Genomic DNA, 12,372 nt, shown 5'->3' on the forward strand with positions numbered 1-12,372 from the left:
GGTTCAATCGCAATTCCAGTCACTGTTTGACGCCCAGAAAGAGAAGATTGTCGTCGAGCACAAAGAGAGTGGACATGGCCGCCAGGAAGAGCGTTATGTATTTCAATTAAAAGCCAAATTACCGCCAGAGTTGACGGAGAAATGGCCGACAATCCGCAGCATCATTGCCGTTGAGCGTCACCGCAGCGCCAACGGAAAAGGAACGGTAGATACCTCTTACTATGTCAGCTCGTTATCCCCCAAGCACAAGCTGCTAGGGCACTATATACGGCAGCACTGGCGGATAGAGAACAGCCAGCATTACATTCTTGATGTGGTGTTCAACGAGGATGCTTCCAGGATAGCGATGGAGGATGCGGTCGAGAATATGGCGCTATTCCGGCGGTTCGTATTGAATATCGTAAAACAGAGCAATTGTGGTGCTCGAAGTCAGAGAAACAAGCTAAAAAGAGCCGGCTGGAATGACGACTATCGGGCTCAGTTATTCTTTGGTTAAAATATCAACAAAGTGTGCTCCCGCCCTGGATAAGGAAGGGGGAGGGGGGTGGCAATCCGCTTCTCTTCATGCCGGTTGCATCCCCCGATGGGTGGGGTTGCCCCTCGTCATCGCTTTTTCCACTTTTTTGCGGCTTTGTCTGATCTCCCTCTTATTTGTGGCTGGTTGTGATGATTGGGATGGTTTTCAGGGCTCGGGAACAGTTTAGGTGACTTTGCGGGCATGAAGTTCAATGTATTGTTTTTAAAGGGAAATGTGTCAAAAAATGGATTTATCGACCGCTTTTTATGGTTTCTTGATGAAACTGTTAATTAGTGGCGTGATTGCGAGTCAGGTCGCTTTTTTCACTCGCTATTAATCGTATGATTAATAAGGTAATCAAGGAGCCCTGACGGAGAGCATCGAAGCACCGGCAGGCCATTGCCCAGGATTGGCAAGCGAGATCGCGTCGCGATCATCATTACCTGACTGTGGAGGATTTATGCTGGGTTTCGTTCTGGGCGATATGTATTGTCAAACATCTGGGCAGCGGTTACCTCCTCGCCTGGGAAAGAGCTTTCCCATTCCTGCCGATTACCGACTGCGTGGCCGGGTATCCGCCGCCATCATGACCATCGAGAGCCTGCTCGATACCCCTTATCCGCAAAAGCAGTTTCGTGATCTGGTCTTTGGCGCCTTTATCGAGCGCCAGCGTCGGCTGTTTGGCGAACATGTGATTGTGGCCCGCATGGAAGGGGAGGAGGGGCTGGAGCTGTCGATTGACCTCTCGTTTGTCAGCACCGCCGTACCTGTGGGCCTGCTGGCTATCTCTGAAGAGCTGGCCCTCGCCACGGCGCCGCGTCCCAAGAAGAGCCATCCCCACTACGAGGCGCTGTGCAAGGCGATCGACTGCATGGTGATGCTGATGTTTTATGGCAAGGTGATCCGCCAGCGGAATACGGTGTTGGAAAATATCGGCCATCAGTTTGGTTATCAGCCCGCGGCGACCCTGACAGCGCGCGTTGGCAAGGGGGGGGAGGATGATTACGATGCCTTCATGGTCAATATCATGACCTGTATTGCTCACTCCAACTCGCTCAAGGAGGCGCTGGAGAACGCCAGCCGGATGGGAATTAAGGAGCCCGCTTTCTTCTGTATCGTCGGGGCGATTGCCAGCACCCTGTGGGGCGTGCCCAGACAGTGGGCGTATCAGGCTTCACAGCTGATCCATCGCTCCCACCACCACTACATCCAGAATCTGCTTCGCTGTGAAACCCGTGCCGGGCGGCGCCATATCAATCTGGAGCCGCCAAAGCCCCCGCTGTTTGCACCGATCCGGCAACAGGTTGTGCGTCTGTTCAAGGGGGCACACTGATCCGCAGCCTCCTTGTCATCACTCAGGCGGGATAAAGTGCCCCCAGCACAGCCGGACGGCTGGCGCCGGTGACGGCGGGCAGGTTGCCCGGCTTGCGGTGAACAAAGCACATGGCCAGCCAGGCAAAGGCAGCGCCTTCCACCCAGTCGGGGGCAAGGCCCAGCTCGGCAGTGCTGGCGATGCGCCATGCAGGCAGCAGGCTGGCCAGCTCCTTCAGCAAGGGGGCGTTATGGGCTCCGCCGCCGCAGACAAACAGCTCGGCTTTCGGCTGGCTGGTACCGACTGATTCGGGCCGGGCGGGCAGTTGGCGGGCGATGCTGTGGCAGGTGAGCGCCTGCAGGGTGCGCTGCACATCCACGGGGGCGTATGAAGTGTCTGCTAGCTCCCCATCGAGCCAATCGAGGGTAAACATCTCTCGTCCGGTGCTCTTGGGGGCGGGGGCGGCGAAGTAGGGGTGAGCCTGCAGCTTCTCCAGCAGGGCCGGGATGGGCTTGCCACTGGCGGCCCATTTGCCACCGGCGTCATAGCTGCCGCCGTGGGGCTGATGGCGGCGATACCAGCCATCGAGCAGGGTGTTGGCCGGGCCGGTATCAAAACCATATACCCCGCCCGGATTGCCCGGCAGCACCGAGATATTGGCAATGCCGCCGAGGTTCAGTACCACTCGCAGGGCGCCGGGTTTGGCAAACAGTGCCTGATGGAAGGCGGGCACCAGCGGCGCCCCCTGACCGCCGAGGGCCATATCCATGGTGCGAAAATCGGCGATAACGTCGATGCCGATTAGCGCCGCCAGCAGGGCGGCATTGCCGATCTGCAGGGTAAACCCGAGCTGGGGGCGATGGCGGATGGTTTGGCCGTGGCTGCCGATGGCGCGAATATCTTTGGGCTCAAGCTTCGCCTTGGCCAGCAGCGCGTGGGTGGCGGCGGCAAACTCTCGCGCCACCAGATTATCGGCCACCCCCATGCGGTCGATTTCGTTGTCGCCCGGGGTGCAGAGTGCATGCAGCGTGCGGGCGGTCTCTTGCGGCCAGGGGTGACAAAGCGCCGCTTCGACCCGCAGTTCATCCCCGGCGATCATCACCAGCACGGCATCAATGCCGTCCATGCTGGTTCCCGACATCAGACCGATATAGCGCTCAGCCATGGTGTCTCCTTACATTGCTGTTCGAAAATACGGTGTGCAGAGAGGGTGAAGAGGGGAACGGCTTTCATCCCATGCCACATGGCGTGGTCTTTGACATCAGACCGATATAACGCTCAACCATGTTGCATCCTCAATGCGGACCGGAAAAAGAGTGAGAGAGACAGGATAGATAAGCCCTTGCTTCCGTGCCACATGCCACTCCCGGTGATCCATCTCATCTTATGCCCGAAAGTGGACTCATTTCAATCTGATTGCCTGGCGCGGGTTCAATAAAAGGGGCTGGCAGGGCCTTCACCCTGCCAGCACAGATGACTTAGTTGCCGCGACTATCCCGCTTGTTCTGGGCCAGCTGCAGCTCGGGGTTGTCGAGCTTGGCCAGTTGCGGCATCGCCAGCTTTTTGAAGTTGGCCAGCTCGCGTCCGCTCAGGGTCTCTGCCTGCGGCAGGGTGAGGGTGCGCGGGTTCTTGTGAATGCCGCCCACCACGAATTCGTAGTGCAGGTGCGGGCCGGTGACGCGGCCGGTGCCACCCAGAGTACCGATGGTCTGCCCCTGCTTCACCCGCTGTCCCTTGTTGACGGTGCGCTTGGAGAGGTGCAGGTACTTGGTCACATAGTTGCCGGCATGCTTGATAAAGACGTAGTTGCCGTTGAACTGGTTGTAACCGGCGGCCACCACGCTGCCTGAGCCTGCCGCCATGATGGGGGTGCCTACCGGCGCCACATAGTCGATGCCGTTGTGGGGGCGGATCTTGCCGGTCACAGGATGGAGGCGGCGCGGGTTGAAGTTGGAGCTGATGTATTTGAAGTTAACCGGCGCGCGCAGGAAGCTCTTGCGCATCGCTTTGCCTTCCGGGGTGTAGTAGTTGCCATCTTCATTGAGCACGGCGCGGTAGGCGGTGCCTTGGTTGACGAACTCCGCCGCCAGAATATCGCCGGAGGCGACCCGCTCGTCGTCGCGGAACTTGTCTTCATAGACCACCCGGAAGCTGTCTCCCGGCTGCAAGTCCTGGGCAAAGTCGATGTCCCAGCCGAAGATGGCGGCCAAGTCCATGATCTGATCTTCGGTCATCCCCGCATCCACCGCGGCGCCCCAGAAGCTGGAGCGGATCTCGCCTTTGCTCACCTGTTCGCGGGTGTCGAGGGCGATCTTGACGTTGCGGGCGACAAATGTCTCCTCCTTGCGGCTCACCTTGAGCGCCTGCTCCAGACTGTGGGGGTAATAGAGGCTATGCAGCTCGCCGTTCTCGGTGAGCTTGAAGGTGAGCTCCTGCCCCGGTTGCAGCATCCGCAGGGGATCGCTACCCTCGAGCTGATCGATCAGGTGCAGATCCGTGGTGCTCAGGCCAATGCGCTGGAAGATGACTCCCATGTTGTCGCCACGGCGTACCTTCACCTGCTTGGTGATATAGCGCGGCTTGGGCGGGGTAACGGGCTGGGCGGCCTCGACCGGCAGCTCGTCGTTCAGCGCGTTGTCGTTAGCCGGTTCCCGCAGGGCAATTTCGTTGCCGTTTTCATCGACCCGTGTTGCTACTGCCTGTTCGCTTGGCCAGGCAGCCAGCATCATGATCATGATGCTCAAGATCAGCACCATCTTGCGGTGCCAGTGGGGGAGTGCGTTGAAGGCGTGCCAAATAACCATGAGAAGCAGATGAAGTCGGGCAGAATGGACGGATTTTACAGCCTTTCCAATTGGCCCGCCATTCCAGTAATATGTTTGGCCCTGTGGAATCGTGATGGAGAGTCAAAAAATGTCCCAGCTCGAGGTGGCGCTAGCCGAGATCAAGCGCGGAGCGGAAGAAATTCTGGTTGAAGAAGAACTTGTCGCCAAGTTGAAGGAAGGGCGCCCGCTGCGCATCAAGTTGGGCATGGACCCGACCGCCCCCGACATTCACCTGGGTCATACCGTGATCCTCAACAAGCTGAAGACCTTCCAGGATCTGGGCCATGAAGTGATCCTGCTGATCGGTGACTTCACTGCCATGGTGGGTGACCCCTCCGGCAAGAACGCCACCCGTCCGCCGCTCTCCGAAGAGGCCATCAAGCACAACGCCCTCACCTATGCCGAGCAGGCGTTCAAGATCCTCGACCCGGCCAAGACCCGCATCGAGTACAACTCGACCTGGCTGAGCGAGCTGGGTGCGACCGGCATGATCAAGCTGGCGGCCAAGCAGACCGTGGCCCGCATGATGGAGCGTGACGACTTCAAAAAGCGCTACACCGGCGGCCAATCCATCGCGATTCACGAATTCCTCTATCCGCTGCTGCAAGGCTATGACTCGGTCGCGCTGAAGGCGGACGTTGAGCTCGGCGGTACCGACCAGAAGTTCAACCTGCTGATGGGCCGCGAGCTGCAAAAAGATGCCGGCATGGCGACCCAGTGCGTGCTGATGATGCCGCTGCTGGTGGGTCTGGATGGCGTCAAGAAGATGTCCAAGTCCGCAGGCAACTACATCGGCGTTCACGATGCTCCGGGCGAGATGTTCGGCAAGATCATGTCCATCACCGACGATCTGATGTGGAACTACTACGAGCTGCTCTCCTTCCGTCCGCTGGCTGAAATTGAAGAGTTCAAGGCTGGTATCGCTGCCGGTACCCTCAACCCGCGCGATGTGAAGATCTGGCTGGCCAAAGAGATCATTGCCCGTTATCACGACGAAGCGGCGGCCGAAGCGGCCCACGAAGATTTCACTCAGCGCTTCTCCAAGAACGCCATTCCGGACGAGATGCCGGAAGTCGAGCTGGCTCTGGAAGGCGAAGGTCTGGCCATTGCCAACCTGCTGAAAGAGGCCGATCTGGTGGCCACCACCTCCGAAGCGCTGCGGATGATCAAGCAGGGCGCGGTCAAGGTGGATGGCGAGAAGCTGGAAGATGGCAAGGCACTCATCGGTGCCGGTACCGCCGTCTATCAGGTCGGCAAGCGCAAGTTTGCCCGAGTGACTGTCAAATAAGCAGTCGCTTCAGGCAAGCCGGCCATCAGGCCGGTTCAAGCTTGTTCAACAGGGCCTCCTTCGGGAGGCCTTGTTGTATCTGGGCGGCACGGATCTGGGCGATAAAGTGCCGCAGCACGGCACTGCTTGGGTGTGGCCGTGTCGCCAGACTGATACTGGTCATCATGCCGTTGCCCTCAATGGGGTGATAACTGACCCCGAGCGGGCGCAGCGCCGCCACTGAGCTGGGCACCAGAGTCACGCCAAAGCCCGCCTGCACCATGCCGACGGTAGAGATCACCTGCGGGCATTCGGGCCCCAGTATCGGCTCGAAGCCCGCCTCCCGACAGAGGCCCACGATGCCGTCATAGAGCCCGGGCCCGATGGCGTGGGGAAACAGAATAAAACTCTCATCCTTCAGGCTGGCCAGTGACAAGGGGCCCGGCTTGGCTTTGGGGTGGCTGGTCGGCAGGGCGATCAGCAGCGGCTCCTGCTCGATAAGGTGATGGGCAAAGCCCTCGCTACCCCGGCAGGGCAGCCGCAAGATGGCGGCATCCAGCCGATCGTTGCGTAGCGCCTCCACCAGTGCCGGCATGGTGCCCTCCTGCGGGCTGAGGGCTACCTCGGGGTAGTGCTCCCGGTAGTCGTGCAGCAGGGTAAGCACCGCGGGGTGGAGCACGGTGGAACCGGCAAAGCCGATCCGCAGCGCCCCCTGCTCGCCCCGGGCAATCCGCTTTACCTTCTGCTTTGCCGCATCGGCCAGCGCCAGGATCTGCGCCGCATCCCGATAGAGGCTCTCGCCCGCCTCGGTCAGTTCGACACTGCGGGTCAAACGGCGCAGCAGCGGGGTGCCGAGGCTCTCCTCCAGCTTGCGGATCTGCTGGCTCAGGGGCGGCTGGGCCATGTTGAGTGATTCGGCTGCGCGGGTGAAATTCTGTTTTTCAACAACGGCCATGAAGTAGCGGAGCGTACGAAGTTCCATATCGATTGAGTCTCAAAGTCATGGGATCAGCGTATTGGTGTTGAAATGTGAACCAAGTCACCATTGGATCCGAACGCTAACAGGATTCACTGTGGAGGTGAAACCCGAATGGAACATATTGCAACATCTGACAGTGCCGGGTGCAGCTGTGCCCTCGAAGTGAGCCAGCAGTTTTCCCGCTGGCGCAGGCAGCATGACGGTGGCGAGATCTACCAGAGTTCCCTGATGAGCGCCCTGCTGGCGGGGGTCTACGAAGGGGAGACCACCATGAGCGAGCTGCTGCGCCACGGCGACTTTGGCCTCGGCACCTTCAATCACCTCGATGGTGAGCTGATCGCCTTCGAGCGCCAGATCCACCAGTTGCGCTCCGATGGCTCGGCCCGTCCCGCCCGCGCCGATCAGAAGACCCCCTTCGCGGTGATGACCCATTTTCGCCCCTGTCTGGAGCGTCGCTTCGACCATCCCCTCAGCCGTGACGAGATCCACCAGTGGGTGGATCGGCTGGTGGGCTCCGACAACGTCTTCGTCGCCCTGCGCCTCGACGGCCAGTTTGAAACGGCCAAGGTACGTACCGTGCCGCGTCAGGAGCCCCCCTATCGCCCCATGCTGGAAGCCATCGAACAGCAACCGCTGTTCCGTTTTGCCGCGGTGGCGGGGACTCTGGTGGGTTTTCGCTGCCCGCCGTTCGTGCAGGGGGTCAATGTAGCGGGCTTTCACGAGCACATGATCACCGCCGATCGCAAGGGGGGTGGCCATCTGCTCGACTACACCATGGCCCACGGCACCCTGCGACTTTCTGTGGTGCGTCACCTCAATCTGGCCCTGCCATCGGATTCCGCTTTCCGGCAGGCCGACCTCAACCCCGCCGATCTCGATCGCGCCATTCAGGCCGCAGAAGGCTGATATAGAAGGAGCAATATCATGGAAAACAGACAGTGGAAGTGCGGTGCCGAGCTGGTGGTTCGTCATCTGGAGGCGCAAGGGGTCAAGCAGGTGTTCGGTATCCCGGGGGCCAAGATTGACCGGGTGTTCGATGCGCTGGAGGACTCCCCCATCGAGACCATAGTGGTGCGCCACGAGGCCAACGCCGCCTTTATGGCCGCCGCCGTGGGACGCCTCACCGGCAAGGCGGGGGTGGCGCTGGTCACCTCGGGCCCCGGCTGCTCCAACCTCATTACCGGGTTGGCGACTGCCACCTCGGAGGGGGACCCCATGGTGGCGCTGGGCGGTGCGGTGCGCCGTGCCGATGGTCTCAAGCTCACCCACCAGAGCATGGATACGGTCAACCTCTGCCGTCCGGTCACCAAGTTCAGTGCCCAGGTCAACAGCGGGGCGGCAATCTCGGAAGTGATGGCCAACGCCTTTCGCGCTGCCGAGCTGGGGCGGCCAGGGGCGGCGTTTGTCAGCTTGCCGATGGACATCATCAACAAGCCGGTACAGGGCAATGTGCTGGTGCCCCGCGAGGTGCCGGAGCCGGGCTGTGCCGATGAACAGAATATGGAGCAGGCATTGACCCTGCTGCGCAATGCCCAGAATCCGGTGGTGCTGCTCGGCCTGATGGCGAGCCGGCCGGAGAATGCCGAGGCAGTGCGCGCCTTCCTCGACAAGGCGCGGCTGCCGGTGACCGGTACCTATCAGGCAGCCGGAGTGGTGGACAGCTGCCACTTCGATGACTTTGCCGGGCGGGTGGGGCTCTTCAACAACCAGCCGGGGGATCAGCTGCTGGCAGGGGCCGATCTGGTGATCTGCATCGGCTACAGCCCCATCGAGTACGACCCCGTGCTGTGGAATGGCGATAGGGAACGGCGCATCCTCCATATTGACGTGCTGCCTGCCGATATCGACAGCAGCTACTGCCCGACCGCCGAGCTGGTGGGGTCGATCCGCGCCAACCTGTTGCAGCTGACCCGCATCATGGGCAATCCGAAGATCCGTCCCCCCGAGGTGGATCGGCTGCTGCAAGGGGTTCGCCAGCAGCGGTTGCGACTGGCGATGCGGGCCGACGATCTGCACGGCAATCCGGTTCACCCCTTGCGTATCGTGCGCGAGCTGCAGGATCTGGTGCGCGACGACATGACCCTCTGCGTCGATATGGGCAGCTTCCATATCTGGATTGCCCGCTACCTCTACAGCTTCCGCGCCCGTCAGGTGCTGATCTCCAACGGTCAGCAGACCATGGGGGTGGCACTGCCGTGGGCCATCGGCGCGGCGCTGGTAAGGCCGGGTGAGAAGGTGATCTCGGTATCGGGGGATGGCAGCTTTATGCAGTCGAGCATGGAGCTGGAGACGGCGGTGCGGCTCAAGAGCAATATCGTCCACATCATCTGGGTCGATAACGGCTACAACATGGTCGCGATGCAGGAGCAACAGAAATATTGCCGCACCTCCGGCGTCTCTTTTGGCCCCATCGACTTCAAACGCTATGCCGAATCGTTCGGGGCGGCCGGTTTCGCGGTGCGCTCGGCCGACGAGCTGCGCGCCACCCTGCGGGCCGCACTGGCGGTGGAGGGGCCTGCTGTGGTGGCGATCCCGGTGGATTACTCCGACAACCCGGGGCTGATGGCCCAGCTCAGGCCAGAAGTATTGGCATAAGTGGGGGCAGCAGTGCTGGCCTGAATCCTTGTGTAAGGGCAGGCAGACCCGTCCATATAGCAAAAACCGGCATCAGGTGATGCCGGTTTTTTATTGCTACGCGGGATGGGTGGCCTTAACGGGCCAGCTGGACGGCGGCGCGTGCGCGGGCCGGTTGCGGGCGACGCTTGTTTTTTGGCGCGCAGGCCATCTTCAGGCGCAGCCACTCGCGCCACAGCAGCCAGCAGAGCGGCAGGGTGAGCAGCAGCACGGTGGCGGGCTGGGCCATCAGCACCCCATCACGCCCCCACAGTTGCGGCAGCAGGAAGATGAGCGGCAACAGCAACACGGTTTTGGCGATGGAGATGATCAGTGCCTGACGGGTACGCGCCATGGATTGCAGCAGCACGATGCCGAACATGATGATCCCCTCCAGCGGAATGGCGCCGAGGTTGAGAGTCAGGCTGCTGATGGCGGCGGCCAGCAGTTCGGGATCCTTGTCGCCGGTATAGAGCATGGCGACCTGTCCCGGCAGCAGCTGGATGGTGAGCCACACCAGCATGCCGTAGATAAAGGTGAACTTGAGCCCCATCTCCATCAGGTACTTGAGGTTGCGATGGCGCTTGGCCCCCGCCGCCTTGCTGATGAGCGGCTGAATGCCGAACGCCAGCCCCTGCAGGATGACGATAAAGACCGCTTCGGTGTAACCGGCCACGGTAAAACCCGCCAGATCCTTCACATTGCCATACACCATCAGCTGGCTGTTGTGCAGCATCAGCAGCAGGCCGAGGTTGAACTGGGCAATCAGGCTTGGCAGACCGGTAAAGAGCAGGTGCGGCATGGCGGGGAGGTTGGGTACCAGATCCCGCCAGCTGAGGCGCAGCCGCGCCCAGGGGGTAAAGAAGTAGCCAAGGCCGATCAGGCTCACCGCACCCTCTGCCATCAGGGTGGCTTGCGCGGTCCCGATCAATCCCAGCCCCAGCCGACCCACCATGATGTAGTTGAGGATGATATTGAGCACGGCGCCGCTGCTCACCAGCACCATGGCCAGTTTCGGGCGGCCATCGTTGCGCAGCAGATAGGGAACCGCCAGATTGCTGGCCAGCAGCAGGGTACCGCCGCCAATCCAGTTGAGGTAGTCACTCGCCTGTTTCCAGGTGTCGGTGCCCTGTTCAATCCCCAGTCCCAGCAGGATATCGGTGTGGGTGTAATAGAGCAGCACCGGCGCAACTACCCCGAGACCGGCCAGCAGCCAGAGGGCGTTGACCAGCGCCTGACGGGCCAGCGTGTCGTTTTTCGCCCCTTGCTGGAAGGAGATGGCGGTGGCGGCCCCCATGCTGATCATGGCGGCCAGACCAATCAGCACCATGATGACCGGATAGACCAGGTTGATCCCGGCGAGGCCAGCGGCACCGACATAGTGGCCGACGAAGATGCCGTCGATGAGGTAGTAGGCCCCCGAGACCAGCATGGCAAGAATGGAGGGGAGGGCGTAAGCCCAGAAGCGACGGGTCATGGCCCGTTGCCGCAGTGTTAAATAGGCAGACATATCTGTTCTCTCGGGGAGTTCGATTATCGAACAGCTAGTCTAGATTAATACTTATTTGGTGATAATCAGGGTTTCACTTGATGAATTGCTGAGTATTACTCACTAATCCGGGGTTTTGGTAGTGGGCCTTGAGCATGTCGATCAGGATGCGCAGGCCGCTGCCCAGCTGATGCCGACTGGGATAGAAGAGATAGAAGCCGGCAAAGGTAGGGCACCAGGGTTCCAGCACGGTGAGCAGTTTCCCTTCCGCGACCTTTTGGCTCACCTCCTCTTCCAGACAGTAGGCCAGTCCCAGCCCCGCCTCGGCGGCGCCCAGATAGAGGGCCGGGGTGCTGGTAGTGAGCGGCCCGGTCACTTCGATCTCCAGCATGGTGCCATCGGCGGCAAAGGCCCAGCGATAGTGATGGTGCGGAGTGAGGCGATAGCCGATACAAGAGTGGCGACTCAGCTCGCTCGGGTGCTCCGGCGTACCGTGCTCCGCCAGATAGGCCGGGGAGCCCACCACCAGATAACGCTGGGGCGGGCCGAGGGGGATGCCGATCATCTCCTTGGGCAGCAGATCGCCATAAAAGAGCGCGGCATCGTAACCATCTTCAATCAGTCGGGGCATCAGCTCCTGCTCCACCACCTCCACCTGCATCCGCGGATAACGGGCCAGATAGTCGATCAGCACAGGTGCCAGCAGGCTGTCGATGGCGCCGCGCGGAGCGCAGAGTTTGAGTCGACCCACCGGTTCATCGCTGTTGCGGGCCAGCTCGCTGAGCGCCTCTTCCAGGGTATTAAGGGTGGGGAGCAGCTGCTTGAGCAGCCGCTGGCCCGCTTCGGTCGGCACCACGGCGCGGGTGCTGCGGTTGAGCAGCCGCACCCCCAGACGGGCTTCCAGCCCCTTCAGGCTATGGCTGAGTGCGGAGGCGGAGACCCCGAGCTCGAGGGCTGCCTTGCTGAAACTGCGGTGACGGGCGACGGCGGCAAATACCGCCAGTTCGGCGAGATCGGTACGGGTAATGGTCATCATCAATCAACAAAAAGGCGTGAGTCACAAGGGTACGCCAAGGCCGTGCTGCACACAATCCGCGCTAAACGGGTGGCTTGTTGCAAATATGTAGCTGCTCGCAGGCCATTGATTCCAGTGAAACTAAGTTGAATTGTTAAAAAAAACTCACAATAAGGCGCTTTGAGTGTGATCTTGGTCGTCCGAAAGGCGACCAAAATCAAACTTTGGTTGATTAATTCAAAAAAACGCTGTGATTAATAAGGGCATTTAATTAAAGTCAGCCCATCAAGAGTGGCGCACGTTAATCGGTTGTTAAGTGAGACGGGCGCCGACCCTCAGGGTCAAAATCTCGCAC

9 protein-coding genes and 1 pseudogene are annotated in these 12,372 nt (G+C 60.5%); 5 read left to right on the forward strand and 5 right to left on the reverse strand.

Features of this window, described 5'->3' with window-relative positions:
* Both AB5Y97_RS01015 and AB5Y97_RS01020 read left to right on the forward strand, forming a co-directional pair.
* Positions 1–496 (forward strand): annotated as a pseudogene (locus tag AB5Y97_RS01015) (ISAs1-like element ISAs1 family transposase); the annotation flags it as partial.
* A gap of 481 nt (positions 497–977) precedes the next feature.
* Positions 978–1,850, forward strand: coding sequence for a hypothetical protein (locus AB5Y97_RS01020; protein WP_279623888.1), 873 nt, complete (start codon positions 978–980; stop codon positions 1,848–1,850).
* Positions 1,851–1,872: 22 nt separating this feature from the next.
* Here the strand turns inward: AB5Y97_RS01020 and AB5Y97_RS01025 are convergent, their stop codons facing one another.
* Together AB5Y97_RS01025 and AB5Y97_RS01030 are read right to left on the reverse strand one after the other, a co-directional pair.
* Positions 1,873–2,994 carry an anhydro-N-acetylmuramic acid kinase gene (locus AB5Y97_RS01025; protein WP_368157103.1) on the reverse strand — a complete coding sequence of 374 codons (1,122 nt, stop codon included), beginning with the start codon at positions 2,992–2,994 and terminating at the stop codon, positions 1,873–1,875.
* A gap of 313 nt (positions 2,995–3,307) precedes the next feature.
* Entirely contained in the window at positions 3,308–4,633 is a 1,326-nt protein-coding gene (locus tag AB5Y97_RS01030; protein WP_368157105.1) for a peptidoglycan DD-metalloendopeptidase family protein, read from the reverse strand.
* Positions 4,634–4,742: 109 nt separating this feature from the next.
* On the opposite strand from AB5Y97_RS01030, the gene tyrS reads away from it, so the two are divergent.
* Positions 4,743–5,942, forward strand: a complete 1,200-nt coding sequence (tyrS, locus tag AB5Y97_RS01035) for a tyrosine--tRNA ligase (protein ID WP_019445249.1) — start codon at positions 4,743–4,745, stop codon at positions 5,940–5,942.
* 25 nt (positions 5,943–5,967) lie between these two features.
* Here tyrS and AB5Y97_RS01040 read toward each other — a convergent pair whose 3' ends face one another.
* Entirely contained in the window at positions 5,968–6,903 is a 936-nt protein-coding gene (locus AB5Y97_RS01040) for a LysR family transcriptional regulator (protein ID WP_368157108.1), read from the reverse strand.
* A 108-nt stretch (positions 6,904–7,011) separates the two neighbouring features.
* Between AB5Y97_RS01040 and budA the strand changes: the two genes are divergently transcribed.
* Together budA and alsS are read left to right on the forward strand one after the other, a co-directional pair.
* On the forward strand, positions 7,012–7,806 hold the full coding sequence (budA, locus tag AB5Y97_RS01045; protein ID WP_368157110.1) for an acetolactate decarboxylase: 795 nt from the start codon (positions 7,012–7,014) through the stop codon (positions 7,804–7,806).
* Between the two features lie 18 nt (positions 7,807–7,824).
* Positions 7,825–9,495, forward strand: a complete 1,671-nt coding sequence (gene alsS, locus AB5Y97_RS01050) for an acetolactate synthase AlsS (RefSeq protein WP_005338504.1) — start codon at positions 7,825–7,827, stop codon at positions 9,493–9,495.
* 115 nt (positions 9,496–9,610) lie between these two features.
* Here alsS and AB5Y97_RS01055 read toward each other — a convergent pair whose 3' ends face one another.
* Positions 9,611–11,023 carry an MATE family efflux transporter gene (locus AB5Y97_RS01055; protein ID WP_368157112.1) on the reverse strand — a complete coding sequence of 471 codons (1,413 nt, stop codon included), beginning with the start codon at positions 11,021–11,023 and terminating at the stop codon, positions 9,611–9,613.
* A 73-nt stretch (positions 11,024–11,096) separates the two neighbouring features.
* The gene (locus tag AB5Y97_RS01060; RefSeq protein WP_368157148.1) at positions 11,097–12,035 is read right to left on the reverse strand and encodes a LysR substrate-binding domain-containing protein; all 939 of its coding nucleotides are present in this window, start codon (positions 12,033–12,035) and stop codon (positions 11,097–11,099) included.
* Between the last annotated feature and the right edge of the window lie 337 nt (positions 12,036–12,372).

The sequence above is a fragment of the Aeromonas sp. R10-2 genome (assembly GCF_040908445.1).
Lineage (GTDB): Bacteria > Pseudomonadota > Gammaproteobacteria > Enterobacterales > Aeromonadaceae > Aeromonas > Aeromonas veronii.